17 protein-coding genes and 1 pseudogene are annotated in these 20,658 nt (G+C 67.7%); 11 read left to right on the top strand and 7 right to left on the bottom strand.

Going from position 1 to position 20,658, the window contains the following annotated elements:
• Window positions 1-70: 70 nt before the first annotated feature.
• The 6 genes and pseudogenes from LQF09_RS05680 to LQF09_RS05655 all read left to right on the top strand — a co-directional run bounded on the left by LQF09_RS05680 (window position 71) and on the right by LQF09_RS05655 (window position 6,017).
• A complete protein-coding gene (locus LQF09_RS05680) occupies window positions 71-1,006 on the top strand; it encodes a phosphoribosylaminoimidazolesuccinocarboxamide synthase (RefSeq protein WP_002929471.1) in 936 nt (311 codons plus the stop codon).
• Between the two features lie 240 nt (window positions 1,007-1,246).
• Complete coding sequence (locus LQF09_RS05675; RefSeq protein ID WP_270069416.1) at window positions 1,247-2,023, top strand: DUF2189 domain-containing protein; 777 nt, start codon at window positions 1,247-1,249, stop codon at window positions 2,021-2,023.
• A 117-nt stretch (window positions 2,024-2,140) separates the two neighbouring features.
• Window positions 2,141-4,231 (top strand): M3 family metallopeptidase, encoded by a 2,091-nt coding sequence (locus LQF09_RS05670; RefSeq protein WP_002929473.1) that lies wholly within the window; start codon window positions 2,141-2,143, stop codon window positions 4,229-4,231.
• A pseudogene (gene xth, locus LQF09_RS05665) lies at window positions 4,228-4,986 on the top strand (exodeoxyribonuclease III); the annotation flags it as partial. The gene LQF09_RS05670 and the pseudogene xth, both read left to right, overlap by 4 nt.
• Window positions 4,987-4,998: 12 nt before the next feature.
• Window positions 4,999-5,688 carry a Crp/Fnr family transcriptional regulator gene (locus tag LQF09_RS05660; RefSeq protein WP_270069857.1) on the top strand — a complete coding sequence of 230 codons (690 nt, stop codon included), beginning with the start codon at window positions 4,999-5,001 and terminating at the stop codon, window positions 5,686-5,688.
• A gap of 137 nt (window positions 5,689-5,825) precedes the next feature.
• Window positions 5,826-6,017, top strand: a complete 192-nt coding sequence (locus tag LQF09_RS05655; RefSeq protein ID WP_002929486.1) for a YgaP family membrane protein — start codon at window positions 5,826-5,828, stop codon at window positions 6,015-6,017.
• 79 nt (window positions 6,018-6,096) lie between these two features.
• On the opposite strand, the gene rsmA is transcribed toward LQF09_RS05655, so the two are convergent.
• The 4 genes from rsmA to LQF09_RS05635 are packed head-to-tail and all read right to left on the bottom strand — an operon-like array spanning window position 6,097 to window position 11,659.
• The gene (gene rsmA / locus LQF09_RS05650) at window positions 6,097-6,912 is read right to left on the bottom strand and encodes a 16S rRNA (adenine(1518)-N(6)/adenine(1519)-N(6))-dimethyltransferase RsmA (protein ID WP_002929487.1); all 816 of its coding nucleotides are present in this window, start codon (window positions 6,910-6,912) and stop codon (window positions 6,097-6,099) included.
• Window positions 6,913-6,946: 34 nt separating this feature from the next.
• A complete protein-coding gene (pdxA, locus tag LQF09_RS05645; protein ID WP_270069415.1) occupies window positions 6,947-7,957 on the bottom strand; it encodes a 4-hydroxythreonine-4-phosphate dehydrogenase PdxA in 1,011 nt (336 codons plus the stop codon).
• On the bottom strand, window positions 7,954-9,270 hold the full coding sequence (locus LQF09_RS05640; protein WP_002929490.1) for a peptidylprolyl isomerase: 1,317 nt from the start codon (window positions 9,268-9,270) through the stop codon (window positions 7,954-7,956). Before LQF09_RS05640 ends, pdxA begins: the two co-directional genes overlap by 4 nt.
• A 46-nt stretch (window positions 9,271-9,316) precedes the next feature.
• Window positions 9,317-11,659: an LPS-assembly protein LptD gene (locus tag LQF09_RS05635; RefSeq protein ID WP_270069856.1), complete on the bottom strand. Its 2,343-nt coding sequence runs from the start codon at window positions 11,657-11,659 to the stop codon at window positions 9,317-9,319.
• 326 nt (window positions 11,660-11,985) lie between these two features.
• Here LQF09_RS05635 and LQF09_RS05630 point away from each other — a divergent pair, with 326 nt between their 5' ends.
• From LQF09_RS05630 to LQF09_RS05615, 4 genes are all read left to right on the top strand, one after another.
• The gene (locus LQF09_RS05630; protein ID WP_270069414.1) at window positions 11,986-13,026 is read left to right on the top strand and encodes an aminoglycoside phosphotransferase family protein; all 1,041 of its coding nucleotides are present in this window, start codon (window positions 11,986-11,988) and stop codon (window positions 13,024-13,026) included.
• Between the two features lie 17 nt (window positions 13,027-13,043).
• Entirely contained in the window at window positions 13,044-13,736 is a 693-nt protein-coding gene (gene murU, locus LQF09_RS05625; protein ID WP_270069855.1) for an N-acetylmuramate alpha-1-phosphate uridylyltransferase MurU, read from the top strand.
• A 222-nt stretch (window positions 13,737-13,958) separates the two neighbouring features.
• Window positions 13,959-15,314 carry an aminopeptidase P N-terminal domain-containing protein gene (locus tag LQF09_RS05620; RefSeq protein ID WP_002933230.1) on the top strand — a complete coding sequence of 452 codons (1,356 nt, stop codon included), beginning with the start codon at window positions 13,959-13,961 and terminating at the stop codon, window positions 15,312-15,314.
• The gene (locus tag LQF09_RS05615; RefSeq protein WP_270069413.1) at window positions 15,307-16,521 is read left to right on the top strand and encodes an FAD-dependent monooxygenase; all 1,215 of its coding nucleotides are present in this window, start codon (window positions 15,307-15,309) and stop codon (window positions 16,519-16,521) included. The genes LQF09_RS05620 and LQF09_RS05615 overlap by 8 nt, the downstream gene beginning before the upstream one ends.
• A 237-nt stretch (window positions 16,522-16,758) precedes the next feature.
• On the opposite strand, the gene LQF09_RS05610 is transcribed toward LQF09_RS05615, so the two are convergent.
• Genes LQF09_RS05610 through LQF09_RS05600 form a run of 3 tightly spaced genes read right to left on the bottom strand, consistent with a single transcriptional unit; the run spans window position 16,759 to window position 19,267 of the window.
• The gene (locus LQF09_RS05610; protein WP_002933217.1) at window positions 16,759-17,559 is read right to left on the bottom strand and encodes a MetQ/NlpA family ABC transporter substrate-binding protein; all 801 of its coding nucleotides are present in this window, start codon (window positions 17,557-17,559) and stop codon (window positions 16,759-16,761) included.
• A 20-nt stretch (window positions 17,560-17,579) separates the two neighbouring features.
• Window positions 17,580-18,239, bottom strand: a complete 660-nt coding sequence (locus LQF09_RS05605) for a methionine ABC transporter permease (RefSeq protein ID WP_002933214.1) — start codon at window positions 18,237-18,239, stop codon at window positions 17,580-17,582.
• Complete coding sequence (locus tag LQF09_RS05600) at window positions 18,239-19,267, bottom strand: methionine ABC transporter ATP-binding protein (RefSeq protein ID WP_270069412.1); 1,029 nt, start codon at window positions 19,265-19,267, stop codon at window positions 18,239-18,241. The genes LQF09_RS05605 and LQF09_RS05600 overlap by 1 nt, the downstream gene beginning before the upstream one ends.
• Window positions 19,268-19,422: 155 nt before the next feature.
• Between LQF09_RS05600 and LQF09_RS05595 the strand changes: the two genes are divergently transcribed.
• Window positions 19,423-20,604 (top strand): trans-sulfuration enzyme family protein, encoded by a 1,182-nt coding sequence (locus LQF09_RS05595; RefSeq protein WP_270069411.1) that lies wholly within the window; start codon window positions 19,423-19,425, stop codon window positions 20,602-20,604.
• The last annotated feature ends 54 nt before the right edge of the window (window positions 20,605-20,658 follow it).

Raw genomic sequence — 20,658 nt, 5'->3', positions numbered from 1 at the left:
CTTCCACAATCACGAAAGTGAGCGCCCCTCCCCTATAATCCCGGCTTTGCCAGCAACCCGAGGCCCCACCGTGGCGACGCCCATTTTCGAGACTTCCATCAAGAGCCTGCCGCTACTCGGCCGCGGCAAGGTGCGCGACATCTACGCCGTCGATGCCGACAAGCTGCTGATCGTGACCAGCGACCGCCTGTCTGCTTTCGACGTGATCCTTCCCGACCCGATCCCGGACAAGGGCCGCGTGCTGGTGGCGCTGGCCAACTTCTGGTTCGACAGGCTCGGCCACATCCTGCCCAACCAGCTCACCGGCATCGACCCCGAGACGGTGGTGGCGGCGGACGAGCGCGACCAGGTGCGCGGGCGCGCACTGGTGGTCAAGCGCCTCAAGCCCTTGCCGATCGAGGCAGTGGTGCGGGGCTACGTGATCGGCTCGGGCTGGAAAGACTACCAGGCCAGCGGCGCCATCTGCGGCATCGCGCTGCCGGCGGGCCTGCAACAGGCGGCAAAACTGCCGGCACCGATCTTCACACCCTCGTCCAAGGCGGACATGGGCGAGCACGACGAGAACATCTCCTTCGAGCAGGCACAGGCGCGCTGCGACGCCATGCTGAAGGACGCGCTCGCCGGCACTGGCAAGACCGGTGCGCAACTTGCCGAGGAAGCGCGCACAGCAGCGATTGCGCTGTACTCCGAAGCAGCAGACTACGCTGCAAGCCGCGGCATCATCATCGCCGACACCAAGTTCGAATTCGGCATCGACGCCGCCGGCACGCTGCACCTGATCGACGAAGCGCTCACCCCAGACTCATCGCGGTTCTGGCCCGCCGACAGCTACCGCGAAGGCATCAGCCCACCGTCCTTCGACAAGCAGTACGTGCGCGACTACCTCGAAACGCTCGACTGGAACAAGACCGCGCCCGGCCCCCGGCTGCCGGCCGAGGTCATTGAGCACACCGCAGGCAAGTACCGCGAGGCCTACGAGCGCCTGACCGGCGGCACCCTGGCCTGAGCGCAGCGGGCCGGGTCGCTGTTCCAGCCCGATTGCAGCAGCCCCGTGGGGCCCGTCCGCAAGCGTGTGCGGACGGGCCCCACGCTTTTGAACGACGGCTGCCGGGATGGAACAGGAACAACTCGTATTCGCGAACTCGACGATTCTGTCCTACTCTAAGAGTCAGCCTGCCGCCCGAGACGCCCTCGTGGGCGCCGGAGCGACAGCGCACCCCTCGCAGCACACCACAGGGAGACAGCCATGGACCACTCGTCAAACTCGCTGGAGCAGCATTTCCACCTGCCACACGTTCGCCATGTCGACCGTTCGCGCCCCCTGCAGTGGTTGAAGCTGGGCTGGGAAGATATGCGCGACAACCTCGGCGCAAGCCTGCCCTACGGGGTCGTGCTCGCTGCGATGGGGTACTTGATACTCTCCTTCGCCGCCGACATGCCCTATCTGTTCACAGCGGCCATTTCAGGCTTCTTCCTGGTCGGTCCGATCGCGGCGGCAGGTCTCTACGAGGTCTCACGCCGGCACGAGCGCGGCGAACGGGCCTCCTTCATGGACTCGATGAGGGGCCTGCGCGGACACGCTGACAGCATCGCCTACTTCGGGGTCTTCCTCGCGCTCGCGCTGATCGCCTGGGAGCGCCTGTCGGCGATACTTTTCGCACTGTTCTTCCGGGGCGACCTCGCCGAAGTCTCGGGCTTTCTCAGCAGCGTCTTCATGTCGGGCGAGAACCTGTACTTCGTGTTCGCCTACATGGTGATCGGCGGCACGCTGGCTGCCGTGGTGTTCGCACTGTCCGCCGTCGCCATTCCGATGCTGATGGATCGTGACGTCGACAGCGTAACCGCAGCCATGACCAGCCTGCGGGCAGTTCAGGTGAACTTCGACACGATGGCGCTATGGGCAGCGATCATCGTCGCGCTCGTCCTGGTGGGCTTTGCAACCATGATGATCGGCATGGTCATCCTGCTGCCGCTCCTTGGCCACGCGAGCTGGCATGCGTATCGTGACCTGATCGAGAAGTAAGTACGACAACCAACAGCAGGTCAATTGAGATTGCTGCGGGCGCCCATAGCGGCGCCCGCAGCAATTTTTACGGCACAATAGTCCGCATCAACCAACCCTGGATTGCCCACGATTCCCATGCAGAACGACAGCACCGCAGCCAATCCTCTCCTCGATTTCTCCGCGATGCCGCGCTTCGAGGACATCAAGCCCGAACATGTCGAGCCTGCCATCCGCAGTCTGATCGACGAGAACCGCGCGCTGATCGAGCGCCTCACCGCCGACCCGGGCACCCCCACCTGGGACGGCTTCGTCAGCCCGATGGACGAGGCCGGCGAGCGCCTCGGCCGCGCCTGGGGCGTGGTCGGCCACCTGCACAGCGTGTTCGACGTGCCCGAGTGGCGCGAGGCCTATAACGCGATGTTGCCCGAGATCTCGCGCTTCTACGCTGAGGTCGGTCAGAACCTGGCGCTGTTCGAGAAGTACAAGGCACTGCACGACAGCCCCGAGTTCGCCACCCTGTCGCCGGTGCGCCAGCGCATCCTCGAGCACGGGCTGCGCGACTTCCGCCTCTCCGGTGCCGAACTGCCCGATGACCAGAAGCCCCGCTTCCAGGAAATCCAGGAAGAGCAGTCCCAGCTCGCAGCCAAGTTCTCCGAGAACCTGCTCGACGCCACCAACGCCCACGCCGAGTGGGTCAGCGATGAGGCGGGCCTTGCCGGGATCCCGGACGATGCCCGCCAGGCCGCCCGCGCCGCAGCCGAGGCCGAGGGCAAGCCGGGCTGGAAGTTCACCCTGCAGATGCCCTCCTATCTGCCGGTACTGCAGTACGCCGACGACCGCGAACTGCGTGCGCGCATGTACCGCGCCTACGCCACCCGCGCTTCCGAGCTGGGTAAGCCCGAGCTCGACAACGGCCCGCTGATCGGACGCATCCTTGCGCTGCGCGATGAAGAGGCCCGCATGCTCGGCTATCGCAATTTCGCCGAGGTGTCGCTGGTTCCCAAGATGGCCGACACGCCGGAACAGGTGCTCGGCTTCTTGCGCGACCTCGCCGCCAAGGCCAAGCCCTTTGCCGAGAAGGACCTGGAAGAACTCAAGACCTTCGCCAGGGCCGAGCTCGGCCTCGATACGCTCGAACCCTGGGACGTGGCCTACGCCGCCGAGAAACTCCGCCAGGCGCGCTACGCCTATTCCGACCAGGAGGTGAAGCAATACTTCCCCGAGCCCAAGGTGCTCGACGGCCTGTTCGGCGTGATCCGCGCGCTCTACCGCGTCGACATCCTGCCCGACGAAGCGCCCACCTGGGACCCGGACGTACGCTTCTTCCGCATCGAGAAGGACGGTGCAAACGGACCGGAACTCGTCGGCCACTTCTACCTCGACCTGCACGCGCGCAGCACCAAGCGTGGCGGCGCGTGGATGGACTCGGCGCGCAGCCGCCACCGCAACACCTGGGGCAGCGACACACCGGTGGCCTACCTGGTGTGCAACTTCCCCGGCCCGGTCGGCGGCAAACCGGCCACCTTCACCCATGACGACGTGCTCACCCTGTTCCACGAGTGTGGCCACGGCCTGCACCACCTGCTCACCCAGGTGGACGAACTGGCGGTGTCCGGAATCCACGGCGTCGAGTGGGACGCCGTCGAACTGCCCAGCCAGTTCATGGAGAACTTCTGCTGGGAATGGGACGTGCTGCAAGGCATGACCGCCCACGTTGACACCGGCGCGCCGCTGCCGCGCGCACTCTACGACAAGATGATCGCCGCCAAGAACTTCCAGAGCGGCATGCAGACCGTGCGCCAGCTCGAGTTTTCGATGTTCGACCTGCGCCTGCACGGCGAGGTGGATGCCTCCTCGGGTCCCGTCCCGATCGAGCGCGTCATGGCCCTGCTCGACGAAGTGCGCCGCGAAGTGGCGGTGATGATACCGCCCGCCTGGCACCGCTTCCCGCACAGCTTCTCGCACATCTTCGCCGGCGGCTACGCGGCCGGCTACTACAGCTACAAGTGGGCCGAGGTGCTGTCGGCCGACGCCTTCGAGGCCTTCGAGGAAGCCGGTGCGGGCAAGGGCAGCCTGCTCGACCCCGAGACCGGCGAACGCTTCTGGCGTGAGATCCTCGCCGTCGGCGGCAGCCGACCGGCGCTCGACTCCTTCAAGGCCTTCCGCGGTCGCGAGCCCAGGGTCGACGCGCTGCTGCGCCACAGCGGGATGGTGGCGCAGGCATGAAGATCGCCACCTGGAACGTCAATTCGCTGAAGGTCCGCCTGCCGCATGTCCTCGACTGGCTGGCGGCCAACAAGCCCGACGCGCTGTGCCTGCAGGAACTCAAGCTCGAAGACAAGGCCTTCCCGGTCGCTGATCTGGAGGCCGCCGGCTACCACGCCGTCTTCATCGGCCAGAAGACCTACAACGGCGTCGCCATCCTCAGCCCGCAGCCGATCGACGAGGCGACTGTGGTGCGCAACATCCCCGGCTTCGAGGACGAGCAGAAGCGCATCATCGCCGCCACCATCAACGGCGTGCGCGTGGTGTGCGGCTACTTTCCCAACGGCCAGGCGGTGGGTTCGGACAAGTTCGAGTACAAGCTGCGCTGGCTCGCCGCGCTGACCGAGTGGTTGCGCGAGGAGTTGAAGACGCACGAGCGCCTGGTGCTGGCGGGCGACTTCAACATCGCCCCCGAGGACCGCGACGCCCATCCGGAGTGGAAGGACGAGATCCACGTGTCGGAGCCCGAGCGCGCCGCCTTCCGCGCGCTGCAGGACCTTGGCCTGATCGACGCCTTCCGCCTCTTCGAGCAGCCCGAGCGCGCATTCTCGTGGTGGGACTACCGGATGATGGCCTTCCGCCGCAATTTCGGCCTCCGTATCGACCACCTGCTGGTGTCGCCCGCGCTGCGGGAGGCCTGCCGCAGTTGCGCGGTGGACAAGGAGCCGCGCCGGCTGGAGCGGCCTTCGGACCATGCGCCGGTAGTGCTGGAACTGTGGCCTGAACCGATGAGCCTCCGTCCATCCCCGAGCGCTGCTGCCCAGCTCGACGCACGCTACCCGGTCCTGGCCGAGCTCTCTGCGCCCGCGCGCGAGCAATTGCTGCGGAGCGCGCAATGGATGCGCGTGCCTGCAGGGGCGATGCTGTTCGACGACCGCCAGGCCTGCGAGGGCTTCCCCTTCGTGGTCGAGGGCTCGGTGCGGGTAAGCAAGTGCGCACCCAACGGGCGCGAGCTTCCGCTCTATCGCGTTGGCCCGGGCGAGACCTGCATCATCTCGTCGTCCTGCCTGCTCGGCCACGAGGACTACAACGCGCGCGGTGTCACCGAGGCCGATACCGAGCTGATGCTGCTGCCCAAGCCAGTGTTCGACGCCATGCTGGGTGAGCGCGCCTTCCGCGACTTCGTGTTCCACCTCTTCGCCGAGCGCATCGCCGACCTGATGCAGCTCATCGAGGAGGTCGCCTTCCGCAAGCTCGACCAGCGCCTGGCCGCCCTGCTGCTCGGCAAGGGCCGCACGATCCACACCACGCATCAGCACCTCGCCGACGAACTTGGCAGCGTGCGCGAGATCGTGAGCCGGTTGCTGAAGGGATTCGCCGAACAGGGCCTGGTACGCCTGGGGCGCGAGCAGATCGAGATACTCGACGCGACGGGACTGCGCAGGCTAGCAGCGGACGGCTCCGCCAAGCCGGGTTGATGCGGACTGGATACGGGCACCTTGGCCACGTGGATCTGTCGCATGGAAGTGGGCGCTATGTAACCTCGGTTACAGACCGGGGTCATGCGCCCATGGTCCAATGACGCCACTCACCCATCTGCAGCAAGGAGAACCTCATGAAGACGAACGTTGGCGGCATCGACAAGATCCTGCGCATCCTGGTCGGCATCGCGCTGATCGCCTGGGCCCTGTTCGGCGGGCCGGTGTGGGCCTGGATCGGTATCCTGCCGCTGGCGACCGGCCTGATGGGCTGGTGCCCGGCCTACACGCTGATCGGCCTCAACACCTGCCCGCTCAGCAAGAAGTAATCGACTTCGCAACACATCAGAAAGCCGGGGTAACCCGGCTTTTTTCATTGCGTAGGCGCAGCGCGGCGGCGCTGCGGTCTCAGCCCCTGGCGCTGCAGTGATTGGCGATGGCGACGAACTGCGCCACCGACAGCCGCTCCCCGCGCAGGCTGCCATCGATGCCCAGGGCCTCGAAGTCGGCGTCGCCTACGAAGTCGCGCAGCGTGTTCTTGAGCGTCTTGCGGCGCTGACCGAAGGCCGCAGTGACGATGCGGCCGAGCAGCGCCTCGTCCTGCGCACCGAGCTGATCGACAGGCAGCGGCGCCATGCGCACGATGCTCGACATCACCTTCGGCGCCGGCCGGAACGCGCCTGGCGGCACGTCGAACAAGCGTCCCATGCGGAAGCGGTACTGCAGCATTACCGAAAGCCGGCCGTACTCCTCGGTGCCCGGCTCGGCCACCATGCGCATCACCACCTCCTTTTGCAGCATGAAGGTCATGTCCCTGACGCGATCGGCAAAGCCGGCGAGGTGGAACAGGATGGGCGTCGAAATGTTGTACGGCAGGTTACCGACGATGCGCAGCGCGGGCCCCGCATCTGCGGCAAGCCCGGCACACAGGCTACCGAAGTCGAACTTGAGCGCATCACCCTCGTGCACCGTGATCTGCGCAGGTGTGTAGCGCTCATGCAGGCGGGCGATGAGGTCGCGGTCGATCTCGACCACGTGCAGATGGCCCAGACGCTCGATCAGCGGTGCAGTCATCGCGCCCAGTCCGGGGCCGATCTCGACCATCAGTTCGCCGGCCTGCGGGCGGATGCCGTCGATGATCTTGCGGATGATGTTGGGGTCGGACAGGAAATTCTGGCCGAAACGCTTGCGGGCACGGTGGCCGTCGGTCTCGTGGTCGTGCATGTCTCTTCTCTTGCGGCCCGGCGCGTGGCGCGGGTCAGGCCGCCGCGCGCGCCGCCACCATGGCAGTCGCGAGTTCAACGGCGGCAAAAAGGCTGCCCGCGTCGGCGCGGCCACTGCCGGCCAGGTCGAGTGCAGTGCCATGGTCCACCGAAGTGCGGATGATCGGCAGTCCCAGGGTCACATTGACGCCGCCGCCGAAGCTGGCGTGCTTGAGCACAGGCAGGCCTTGGTCGTGGTACATCGCCAGCACCGCATCGCCACGCTCGAGCGTGTGCGGTACGAACAAGGTGTCTGCCGGCAAGGGGCCGACCAGGTGCATGCCCTCGCCGCGCAGGCGGGCCAGCACCGGCTCGATGACCTCGATCTCTTCGCGCCCCATGTGCCCACCCTCACCCGCGTGCGGGTTGAGCCCAGCAACCAGGACGCGCGGGCTGGCGATGCCAAAGTGACGGACGAGGTCGCTGTGCACGATGCGCAGCGTCTGCTCGAGCAGGTCGGGGGTCATCGCCGCCGGCACCGCGGCCAGCGGCAGGTGGGTGGTTGCGAGCGCGACGCGCAGGCCACCACCGACCAGCATCATCACCACACGCGGCGTGCCGGTATGCTCGGCGAGGTATTCGGTGTGGCCACTGAACGGCAGGGAGTCGCGCGCACCCAGCCCCTCGCAGATCACGCCTTTATGCACCGGGGCGGTGACCATGGCGGCGAACTCGCCCTGCACGCAGCCGGCAATCGCGCGGTCGAGCAGCGCCAGCACATGAGCCGCATTGGCCGGATCGAGGGCGCCGGCGCGCGCGGGACGGGCAAGCGGCAGGTGCAGTACATCGAGCGTGCCGGCCACTGCCGCCTCGTCGGCACGGAAGGGGCGCGGCACGACCCGGACCCCTGCCATCGCGGCCCGCTCACGGATGAGTTCGATGTCGCCAAGCACCACGAGGCGCGCCGACCACAGCCGCTCGGCCAGTCGTGCGCACAGCTCGGGCCCGACGCCGGCCGGCTCGCCGCTGGTGACGGCGATCAGGGGCGCGGAGTGTGCCTGTGTCACTCGCGCTCCAGGCGAAGCTCGACGTAGGTACTGTCGCGCAACTGGCGCAGCCAGTCCTCGTAGCCTTCCTCGGCCTTGCGCTCGCGCAAGGCCATGCGTGCTGCATTGCGCTTGCGCTCGTCGGTGACGTCCTGCACGCGGCGCTCCACGACCTGGATCAAGTGCCAGCCGAAGGGCGAGCGCACCGGTGCGCTCACCTCGCCCGGCTGCAGCGCATTCATCGCACGCTCGAACTCGGGCACGGTGTCGCCCGGGTTCAGCCAGCCCAGGTCGCCTCCGCTGGCGGCGGAAAGATCGGCCGAGTTGGCCTTGGCCAGGTCACCGAAGTCGGCGCCATTGACCACGCGCTCGCGCAACGCGAGCAGGCGAGCCTCGGCCTCGGCGTCATCGAGCACCTCGGAGGTGCGCACCAGGATATGGCGTGCGCGCGTCTGTTCAAGCTGCTGTGCGGTATCGATGCCACCGCCGCGCCGATCGACCAGGCGGACGATGTGAAGCCCCGCCGCGCTGCGCAGCACCGGCGAGGTCTCGCCCGGGCTCATGCCGCGAACCGCATCGGCGAACAGCGCCGGCAGGCGGTCCAGCGGGCGCCAGCCGAGCTCGCCCCCCGACAGGCCATCGGGCGAGTCCGACATCTCGGCCGCCACACGGCCGAAATCCTCGCCCGAGCGCAGGCGTACAAGCGCCTGCTCGGCACGGGCACGCACCACCTCCACCTGCTGCGGCGAAGCGCCTTCCGGCGTACGCAGCAGAATGTGGGCGACGGCGAACTCCTGACCCGAGAAGGCATCCGGGTTGTTGGCGATGAAATTGTCGATCTCGGCGTCGGTCACCACGATGCGGCTATCGACCTCGCGTTCGCGCAGGCGGGTGAGCAGGATCTCGGTGCGGATCTCGTCGCGGAAACGGCCCCAGGCGACGCCGTCGGCGTCGAGCGCCGCACGCAACTGTTCCATCGACATGTTGTTGTTGCCGGCGATGCGCTCGATCGCGCGTTCGAGCGTGGTGTCGTCCACCCGCAGCGCAGTCTCTTCGGCCAACTGCACCTGCGCACGCTCGACGATCAGGCGCTCGAGCAGCTGGCGCTCGAGGACTTCCGTGGGCGGCAGCTCGACGCCCTGGCGGCGCAGCTGGCGCTCGGCCTGCTCCACGCGGGCGCGTAGCTGCAAGGCGGTGATGACCTCGTTGTTGACGACCGCGATGATGCGATCGACCTCGACCGCACGCGTCTGCGCATGGGCCGGCAAGGCCAGGCCAGCCGCGGCGAGGGTGACGACGAGGGCGCTACGGGTGCGGGAAATTAGGCGATTCATGGTCATTTGCAATGGGGTTCGCATGTACTGGCAGGGGCTGCGGCGCTCAATCGACGCCGAAGACGCGGTCCGCCGAAGAGTCGTTGATCTTGCCATAGCCGGGCACGCTGCGCTTGATCAGGCTGACCGGATTCGAGCCGATGCTGGCAAGGTCGTTGAGCTCGAGCTGCAGGAAGACGGCCTTGGTCACGTCGCTCTCGTCGATCGCGAAGCGGTGCATCGCAATCCGGAATGCCCAGCAGCCGCCGTTGTATTCCAGCCCGCCGATGGCTTCGGTCACGCGGTTGTCCTTGAGCGAATGCGTCACCCGGCCCACGCCATACCAGCCCCGCCCAAGCGGCCACTGGCCGGAGACGTCGACGTCCTCGAGGCCGACGATGCTGTCGGCAATGCGCAGGCTGGGCGCATAGCGGTAGCTCAGGTTGAGCACCTTGGCGAAATCCGGCTGGTAACGGACGCTGGCATTGATGCGTTCGCTGCGCCCGCTGTCGGTGTTGTACTGCACATAGGAATCGACCGAGACCGTGCGCGTGACACGCCCGCCGATGCCCGCAAGCAGTTCGGCCCCCTGCCCCGAGGGACGCAGGGTGTCGCCCGAGTTCAGCGACACCTTCTGATCGGAGAAATAGTAGCGCTGGCCGACCACCGCCCGCAGGCGCTCGATGCCGGTATCGGACTCGATCAGGCGCGTGCTTACCGCGGCGGTCAGGTCGTTGGCATCGCCGATGCGGTCGCTGCCCGAGAAGCGGTTCTCGGAGAACAGCTGCGCGAAGCCGACGTCGAAGCGGCTGGTGTCGAACAGCGGGATCTCGTCCTGCTTGCGGCTGGGCACGCGCAGGTAATAGAGCCGTGGCTCCAGCGTCTGCAGGTAATCACCGCCGAACAGGTTCGTGTCACGCTCGAAGAAAAGGCCGGAATCGACCGAAACGATGGGCAGCGAGCGTGTCACCGAGGTCTTCATGCCAGCATCCGCTGGCGAGCGGTCGATGTCGTAGCTGGTGTAGTGCAGGCCAGCCTTTGGCGTCACGAACCAGGCGGCTCCCGTCATGGGCAGCGAGACCTGGGGATAGGCGGTGAAGCGCCTCGCCTCGTCGCGGTCACGCCGTGCATCCTCGTGCGCGAAATGCACGTACTCGGTATTGAGTACCGCGCTCACGCCGCCGGGAAGGTCTGCGCGTGCGGCATCGAGGCGCAGTTGCGGCAGGCGGCGATACGGCGACCTGTTCCTCGATTCAGGATCGGGGCTGAGCGTCTGGTAGCTCTGCGCCAGCGCCGATGCCGTCCACCAGCCGCCGGTATAGATCAGACGCCCCTCGCGCAGCAGGTTGACCCGGGACGCAACACCGATGCGGGAGGACAGATCCTCGAAATAACTGTCGTCGGATACCGCATTGAGGTCCACCGTGCCATACAGGTTGGGCGCAATGCGGTGCTGGTGCTGCAGCGCACCCAGACGTCGCTCCTCGCCGGTGACGTTATCCTTGGGCATCCACTCGACCCGGCTCGTACCCTGGTAGTCCTCGCCCAGGTAGCGGAACTCGCCGCCCAGCTGCAGGCCGCGCCGGCTCATGATGCGGGGCGCGAGCGTGGCGTCGTAGTTGGGTGCCAAGTTGAAATAGTAGGGCTGCGTGAAGTCGACACCGGTCTTGTTGGACGACCCGAAGGTCGGCGGCAGCAGGCCGGACTGGCGCTGGCCATTGAGCGGAAACTCGGCCCACGGCATCCAGAACAAGGGCACGTCCATGAACACCACCGATCCACCACGAGCAGTGCCCACCTCGCGGTCATAGTCGAGCTGCAGGTCGCGCGCCTTGATGTACCAGTCGGGGTCATTGGCGCGGCAGGTCGTCCACGTGGCGTTCTCGAGCCTGAACTGGTTCTCGCCCTCCAGACGCAGCAGGTCGGCGGCACCACTGCCGGCCACCGGGCGCGCCTCGCCACCCGCCTCACGCGGCCCTTGCTCGCGCGACAGCACGTAACGCGGCGATTCGAAACTGCCCACTTGGTCGCCGACGACCAGGGTCGCACGCGGCCCCTCGATACGATCCTGACCACGCAGCATCACCACGTTACCCTCGGCCAGCACCTCGTCGGTCGGCTCGCGGTACGTGACACGATCTGCCGTGAGCAACACATCGTCGCGCTGCAGTTCGGCCTCGCCCTCGGCGACCAGTTCGATGCCACGCGCCCCCAGGATGCGCAGCGCGCTGACCGCGGTCGTGCCGGCAGGCAGCTTCGCCACCGCGCCCAGCGGCACCGTGGCAGCGGCGGGAGCATCCGCGGGCTGAGCCTGGCGCGCGCGCGGGGTCTCGGCCTGCTCGGGCGCGACGGCTTGCGTCTGCGGCACGGCGGCAGGCAGGCTACGTTCTTCCACCGTCACCTGCGGCACCGTTGCACTTGCCTGGCCTGCAGCCGGACTCGGAGCCTGTGGGCGAGCCTCGACCGGAGCAGGCCGCTGCGTATCCTTAGCAGGTACGGGCGCCACCACACGAGCGGGTGCCGGACGCAGAAGGTCGGGCGAGACCAGAAGCGGCGGTAGCCCTTGGGCGAAAGTTGCTCCGGACATGCCGAGCAACAACAGTGGAATCAGACGAATGCGCGTATTCGGAGCCATCAAGCCCAAGCCTTCCCGTCGTTCGCAATGTGCGGCAGCCCACCCGAACCAGCGTATTGATAAACTCATGGATTGTACACGAACCCCCACGGAGAACCCGCTTGCAACGTCTAGAACAGCTAAGGACCTGGCTTGCCGACGCCCAGCCCGGACGTGACTTCGAACTCGAGCCCGCCTCGGCCGACGCCAGCTTCCGCCGCTACTTCCGCGCCCGCTTTGCCGACGGCGGCCCCACGCGCATCGTCATGGACGCCCCGCCCGCCCAGGAAGACGTGCGCCCCTGGCTGCACGTTGCCGAGTTGTTCCGCAGCGCGGGCGCCCATGTGCCCGAGGTGCTCGCCCAGGATCTCGAGCGCGGCTTCCTCCTCCTCTCCGACCTCGGCTCCACCACCTATCTGGCCGCGCTGCAGCGCTCGGCGGGCGATGCGCCGGACTGCCCGCGCGCAGCCCATCTCTACGCCGACGCGCTCGGTGCACTTGCAGCGATCCAGTACGCCAGCCGCCCCGGCGTGCTGCCGGTATACGACCGCAGCCTGCTCCTGCGCGAGATGCAGCTCTTCCCCGATTGGTATGTGGCTCGCCACAAGGGCATCAGCCTGAGCGAGGCCGAGGCCGCCATGCTCGACGAGACCTTCGAGAAGATCCTCGCGGTCAACCTCGCCGAGCCCCAGGTGTTCGTGCATCGCGACTTTCACTCGCGCAACCTGATGCTGCTCGAGCCCACCGCCGGTCTCGGCGCCAACCCGGGCGTCATCGACTTCCAGGACGCGGTGTACGGCCCGATCAGCTACGACCTGGTGTCCTTGTTCAAGGACGCCTACATCCGCTGGGACGAAGAGTTCATCCTCGACATGCTGATCCGCTACTGGGAAGCAGCGAAAAAACTCGGCCTGCCCGTACGCGCCGAGTTCGCCGACTTCCACCGCGACTTCGAATGGATGGGCGTGCAGCGCCACATCAAGGTCCTCGGCATCTTCGCCCGCCTCTACCACCGTGACGGCAAGGACGGCTACCTCGCCGACATGCCGCTGGTGATGGACTACCTGCGCCGCGCCTGCAAGCGCTGGCGCGACCTCGGCCCGCTGCTCAAGCTGCTCGACCGCCTCGAGCCCGAAGACGTCCAGATCGGCTACACCTTCTGATGGCAAGCACCCGAGCCATGATCCTCGCCGCCGGCCGCGGCGAGCGCATGCGCCCACTCACCGATCACACGCCCAAGCCGCTGCTGGCGGTGGGCGGCAAGCCGCTGATCGTCTGGCACATCGAGCGTTTGCGCGCCGCCGGTTTCACCGAGCTGGTGATCAACCACGCCCATCTGGGCCTCCGCCTCGAGGACGCGCTGGGCGACGGCGCGGCCTTCGGCGTGCGCATCGCCTGGTCGCCGGAGGCCGCTGCGCTCGAAACCGCCGGTGGAATCCGCCATGCGCTGCCGCTGCTGGGCGATGCGCCCTTCGTCGTGGTCAATGGCGACGTCTTCTGCGACGCCGACCTCGCCGCCCTGCGCGCGGCCGCCCGGCGCCTGGATGGCGACGGTGCGCTCGCCCACCTGCTGCTCGTCGACAACCCGGCACACCACCCGGACGGCGACTTCCACCTTGATGGTAACGGCCTTATCCATGACGACCGCGCACCACGCCTGACCTTCTCCGGCCTGGGCGCCTACCACCCCGCCCTATTCTCCGCCCTGCCCGACCCCGCGCCAGCCAAGCTCGGCCCGCTCCTGCGCCGCGCCATGCACACCGGCCGCGTCCGCGGCGAGCACCACTGCGGCCGCTGGGTCGACGTCGGCACTCCCGAGCGGCTGGCAGAACTGGATCGCGAACTCCTCACCACTGGACAGCGCCACGCTTGACCCCGCCGGAGCAGCGCAAGCCGCGAGCTTTTCGAGCTTGCGACAAGCGCTCGCGCCTCCAACCCCTCGCGGCTTGCGCCGCTCCCACGGCATCCTGCTGCGGTCGATCACCCCCCAGTGGGAGCGGCGCAAGCCGCGAGCTTTTCTCGACATCCCACCAAGCCACGTCGCCTCCCCCCTCCCAGCTCCCACCGCCCCGAACGCGGTGCCATAATCCCGGCTATGAACGCCCTCACTACCCCCAGCCTCGCCGCATCCCTGGACACCGCCCCCTTCCGTGCCCGTCGCGCTCGCCTGCTCGCGCGCATGCAGGCCGCGGGCGGCGGCGTCGCCATCCTGCCCACCGCCCCCGAGCGCGTGCGCAACCGCGACGCCCACTACGCCTACCGCCACGACAGCTACTTCTACTACCTCACCGCCTTCCGCGAGCCAGAGGCGGTCGTCGTGCTCGTTGCGGGCAAGGAGACGAAGCAGATCCTGTTCTGCCGCGAGAAGAACGAGGAGCGCGAGATCTGGGACGGCTACCGCTGGGGTCCGGACGCCGCACGCGAGGCCTTCGGCTTCGACGAGGCGTGGACCATCGGCGACCTCGAGAAGCGCCTGCCCGACTACCTCGCTGACCAGCCCCTGCTGTGGACCAGCCTCGGCTACGACAACGACTGGGACGCCAAGGTACTGGGCGCGCTCAACGCCGTGCGCGACAAGGCCCGCAGCGGCCTCACGCCACCGCACTCGGTGCGCGACCTGCGCGCCGAACTCGATGAGATGCGCCTGGTCAAGGACTGCTCCGAGCTCGCCACCATGCGCCGCGCGGCACAGATCTCTGCCGACGCCCATTGCCGCGCGATGCGCGCCACCCGCCCGGGGCGCTTCGAATACGAGATCGAGGCCGAACTGCTGCACGCCTTTCGCGCCGCCGGCAGCCAGGCGCCGGCCTATACCTCGATCGTGGCCGGCGGCGCCAACGCCTGCGTGCTGCACTACGTCGACAACGACCAGCCCCTGGCCGACGGCGCACTGCTGCTCATCGACGCCGGCTGCGAGCTCGACGGCTACGCCTCGGACATCACCCGCAGCTTCCCGGTCAACGGCCGCTTCTCCGCCCCCCAGCGTGACGCCTACGAAATCGTGCTCGCCGCCCAGGCGGCAGCGCGCGACGCCACCCGCCCGGGCGCGCACTGGAACGAGCCGCACGACGCGGCGGTGAAGGTGCTCGCTCAGGGCATGATCGACCTCGGTGTGCTGAAGGGCAGCCTCGACGCCGTGCTCGAAAACGGCGACTACCGTCGCTTCTACATGCACCGCACCGGCCACTGGCTGGGCATGGACGTGCACGATGCCGGCGAGTACAAGCTCGGCGGCGAGTGGCGAGCGCTGGTCGAGGGCATGGTGCTGACCATCGAGCCGGGCATGTACATCCGCCCGGCCGACGACGTGCCTGAAGCCTTCTGGAACATCGGCATCCGCATCGAGGACGACGCCGTCGTCACCGCCGACGGCTGCGAGCTGATCACCGAAGGCGTACCCAAGGCGGTCGCCGAGATCGAGGCGCTGATGCGCGAGGCGCGCCATGGCTGAAACGGCGGCCAGCCATGTGCATGATCTGCTCATCGTCGGCGCCGGGCCGGTCGGCCTGGCGCTTGCACTGACGCTCAAGGACGCCGGTCTCGATATCGTGCTCGCCGACACCCGCCCGCGCGAGGCCGTCACCCGAGACCCGCGCGACCTGGCGCTGGCGCACGGCACCGGGCTCACGCTGCAAGGCCTCGGTGTCTGGGATGCACTTCCCAAGACCGCGATCGCACACATCCACATCTCGCACCAGGGCGGCCTCGGCCGCACTCTGATCGATGCCAGCGAGCACGACCTGCCCGCGCTCGGCTACGTCGTCCCGGCGGGCGCCCTCGCCGCGGCCCTGCGTGCCCGGGTAGACGCCGCTGGCATCCCCGTGTTTGACGAAACCGAAGTGACCCAGCTCGCCCCCGGCGCCGACGACGTCATCGCCAGCCTCTCTGGTCCGGGCAGGCCCGCCGCAACCCTGCGCGCGCGGCTCGCGGCCTGCGCCGAGGGAGGCCTGCGCGCCGACGACGGCAACGTGGTCGAGCACGACTACGGCCAGCACGCGCTCATCGCCGACGTGCAGGTCGCCGGCGGTCACCGCGCCACCGCATTCGAGCGCTTCACCTCGCAAGGCCCGGTGGCGCTGCTGCCGAAGGGCGAAGGCTACGCGCTGGTGCATGTCGCCCGCCCCGAGACCGCCGACGAACTGCTCGCGCTCGACGATGCCGCCTACCTCGCCCGCCTGCAGACCCACATCGGTGGCCGCGCCCGCCTCACCAGCGTCGGCCCACGCCTGCGCTACCCGCTGGTACTGCGCTACCGGCGCTCGACGATTGCCGAGCGCACGGTGTGGCTCGGCAATGCCGCGCAGACCCTGCACCCGGTCGCCGGCCAGGGTTTCAACCTGGCGCTGCGCGACGTCTGGGCGCTCGCCGAGACACTGCTGCGTAAGGTGGATTCGCACGCTCTTGGCGCGCACGGCGAAAAAACGTGCGTCCGTGAGGATATCGGCCGTGCCGAAGTCCTCGCGGCCTATGCGTGCGCGCGCGGCCTGGACCGCCTGGGCACGATCCGCTTCACCGACACCCTGGTGCGGGTGTTCAGCAACGACTTCGCGCCGCTGCGCCACGCTCGCGGCGCAGCGCTGGTCGCGCTCGACCTGCTGCCGCCACTACGCCATTTCGTCGCCCGCCGCATGATGTTCGGCGCCCGCGCCTGGCCCTGACCGGGGCGGGCACTCATCAAACCCTCGCGGCTGGCGCCGCTCCCACCCAGGTAATCAGCTGCTACGGGGCTCTGTAGGAGCGGCGCCAGCCGCGAGCTTTTGGGGCTTGCGACGGCACTATCGCCCTCAAACCCTCGCGGCTGGCGCCGCTCCTACAGGGGGTTCCCGGCCGCACTTGCTCCACGGCACAATCCGCGAGCGCTCATGAACGGCGCCCGAGATCGGGCGCCGCGCGGGTCAGAACGCCGGCACCACCGCGCCCTGGTACTTGTCGGCAATGAACTGCCGCACTTCTTCAGAGTTGAGCGCAGCAGCCAGCTTCTTCATCGCCGCGCTGTCAGCGTTGTCCTCGCGCGCCACCAGCAGGTTGGCGTACGGCGAGCTGGCGTCCTCGATGAACAGCGAGTCCTGCAGCGGATTCAGCTTGGCCTCGATCGCGTAGTTGGTGTTGATCACCGCCAGGTCGACCTGGTTGAGGATGCGCGGCAGAGTCGCAGCCTCGAGTTCGCGGATGCGCAGCTTCTTGGGATTGGCGGCGATGTCCTTCTGCGTCGCCGACACACTGTTGATGTCCTTCAGCGTGATCAGGCCATTCTTGGCCATCAGCAGCAGCGCGCGGCCGGAGTTGGAGGGGTCGTTGGGAATCGCCACGGTGGCGCCGTCCGGGATATCGGTTGCGGCCTTGTGCTTGGCGGAATAGGCACCGAGCGGCTCGACGTGCACCTTGGTCACCACGACCTGGATGTCGTTCTTCTGCTTCTGCTTGAAGGCGTCCAGATAGGGTTGGTGCAGGAAGAAGTTGCCGTCGACGCGCTTCTCGTTGGTCTGCATCGAGGGCTGGACGTAGTCGGTGAATACCTTCACCTCCAGTTCCACGCCGTCCTTGGCCAGCAACGGCTTGACGAATTCGAGGATCTCGGCGTGCGGCACCGGGGTGGCGGCGATGACCAGGCGGTCGGCTGCAGACGCGGTGGCAGCGGCGCCCAGGGTAAGGGCGCCAAGACTGGCGATGAAGAGTTTGCGCAGGGTATGCGACATGGACAGCTCCTTTGTGAGGATCACTTGCGGGTGAAATACAGCACCAGGCGGTCGCCCGAGTACTGGATGATCTGCACCAGCACCACCAGCAGAGCGACGGTGATCACCATCACCTCGGTCTGGAAGCGCTGATAGCCGAAACGGATGGCGAGGTCGCCGAGGCCGCCGCCGCCGATCACGCCCGACATTGCGGCATAGGACATCAGCGTGATCGCGGTTACCGTCACTGCGGCGATCAGGCCCGGCAGGGCCTCGGGCAACAGGGCGCCGAAGATGATGCGCCAGGTGCGGATACCCATCGCCTGGCAGGCCTCGATGACGCCGCGATCGACTTCGCGCAGCACGTTCTCGACCAGGCGGGCAAAGAAAGGCGCCGTGCCCACCACCAGCGGCGGGATCGCGCCTTCGACGCCGAGCGAGGTGCCGATCAGGATCACCGTCACCGGGATCATCACGATCAGCAGGATCAGGAAGGGCACCGAGCGCAGCACATTGACCACGAAGGACAGCACTGCATAGACGAAGCCCTGCTCCAGCAACTGCCGCCTGGCGGTGACGAACAGCAGAATGCCCAGCGGCAGGCCGAGCAGGATGGTGAAGAACAGCGACACGCCGGTCATCACCAGGGTCTCCCAGGTGGCGACGCCGATGTCGCTCCAGTCGATGACGGACAGGTCCATTACTGCAGCACCTCGTGGTGGATCTGGTGGCGGTCGAGTTCGGCGAACACGGCGCCGATACCATCCTCGCTACCCTCGAGCTCGAGCAGCAGCTGGCCGAAAGGCACGTCCTTGATGCTCGACACCTCCCCCTGCAGGATCGTGATCTGCACCTTGGCGCCGGCCATGATGCGACTGAGGATGGGCTGGTAGGTGACGTCGCCGATGTAGGTCAGGCGCACCAGGGTGCCGCGCAGCTTGTCGCTCATGTAAGCATGTGCCGGATCGTAACTGGCCGCGGCGAGCGCGTCGCTCTGCGCCACCATGCTGCGTGTCACCGGATGCTGCGGATGCAGGAACACGTCGGCCACCCTGCCCGCTTCGACGATGCGCCCACCGTCGATCACCGCGACGCGGTCGCAGATCGTGCGGATGACCTGCATCTCGTGGGTGATCAGTACGATGGTGAGGCCGAGCTGGCGGTTGATGTCGAGCAGCAGGCGCAGGATGGACTGCGTGGTCTCGGGGTCGAGCGCCGAGGTCGCCTCGTCGCACAGCAACAGCTGCGGCCGGTTGGCGAGCGCACGCGCGATGCCCACGCGCTGCTTCTGGCCGCCTGAGAGCTGCGAGGGGTACTTGTGGCCATGCTCGGAAAGCCCCACCAGCGCCAGCAACTCCTTCACGCGCGCGGCGCGCGCGGTGGCGTCGGTGTGGCCGGTCGCCTTCAGCGGCCAGTCGATGTTATCGGCCACCGTCTTGGCGTTGAGCAGATTGAAGTGCTGGAAGATCATGCCGACACGCCGGCGCAGCGCGTACAGGCCTTCGCTGTCGAGCGAGGTGATGTCTTCGCCGTCAATCAGCACGCGCCCGGCCGAGGGGCGCTCGAGCAGGTTGAGGGTGCGGATCAGCGTACTCTTGCCTGCGCCCGAACGGCCGATGATGCCGAACACCTCGCCGGCGCCGATCTCCAGGCTGACGTCGGCGAGCGCGGAGACGTCGCGGCCGTCGGCAGCGCGATAGGTCTTGTGCAGGTTCTCGATGCGGATCACGGTGAGCGCCCGGGCAGGAAAAAACCTGCGATCTTACCCCTAGCTCAGACTCGACACCACCACGCCGAACTTGTAGGCTCGCCGCCACCCTGGCAAGCATCCGCTCTATTGTGCGCCCCGTTGCGCGCCCCCGCACTCATCAAGGAACGCACACCATGCAGCACGACGACCACCGCAGGCCTGGCGCCAACTTCGCCCCCGCCACCCTCGCCGCCCAGGGCCTCGGCGCGAGCACGATGCCGCACCGCGACATCGTGCCGCCGATCCATATGGCGAGCACCTTCGAGCGTGCCGAGGATGGCAGCCTGCCGGGCGGCCGCATCTACGCCCGCGACGCCAGCCCGGCCTACGACCCTGCCGAAGCCCTGCTGTGCGAGCTCGAAGGCGGCGCGGCGGCGGCATTGTTCGCCTCCGGCATGGCCGCCGCATCGGCTGTGCTGCTGGCACTCAAGCCGGGCGCACGCATCGTCGCTCCGCACGACATGTACTGGTCGCTGCGCAACTGGTTGATCGGCTTCTCCGCCAACTGGCAGATCGACCTCGATTTCTATGCCGACACCGACGAACTCGCCGGATTGCTGCAGGCGCCGGCCGATCTGGTATGGGCCGAGACCCCCGCCAACCCGACCTGGGACATCATCGATATCGCCCGCGCAGCCAGGCTCGCCCACGCCGCCGGCGCCCGTCTGGTGGTGGACTCCACGGTACCGACCCCGGTCTTCACCCGCCCGCTGGCGCTCGGTGCAGATATCGTCATGCACTCGGCGACCAAGTACCTCAACGGTCATTCCGACGTCGTCGCGGGCGTGCTCGTCACCGCCGCCGCCGACGATTTCTGGAGTCGCATAAAGACCGCACGTGCAGCCGGCGGCGCCGTCCTCGGCCCCTTCGAGGCCTGGCTGCTCAACCGCGGTCTGCGTACGCTGTTTCCGCGCGTACGCACGGCGGCAGCGTCGGCGCTGCACATCGCACAGCACTTCGAACACCATCCCACCGTGCTCGAGGTGCGCTACCCCGGCCTCCCCAGCCACCCCGGCCATGCTATCGCCTGCAGGCAGATGATCGGCGGCTTCGGCGCCATGCTGTCGCTGCGGGTGCGCGGTGGCGCCGCGGCGGCGCACGAGGTGGCCGCCCGGGTGCGCATCTTCCGGCGCGCAACCTCGCTCGGCTCGGTGGAAAGCCTCATCGAGCACCGCGCCATAGTCGAAGGACCGGGCACGCGCTGCCCCGACGACCTGCTGCGCCTGTCGGTGGGCATCGAGGACACCGAGGACCTCGTTGCCGATCTGGAGCAGGCACTGGCTTGCTGCCCCGCCGGCGCGCAACCGAGCACCTGAGCGCTTGCCGCATGTATCAATGCAGCGTTGTCATTACGCTGCACTGCGACAGCC

Origin of the sequence: Thauera sp. WB-2, assembly GCF_027594845.1 — a bacterium.
In the GTDB taxonomy this organism is placed as follows: Bacteria; Pseudomonadota; Gammaproteobacteria; order Burkholderiales; family Rhodocyclaceae; genus Thauera; species Thauera mechernichensis.
Note: the sequence above shows the minus strand (reverse complement) of the source record. Positions and strands in the feature narration are given on the sequence as shown.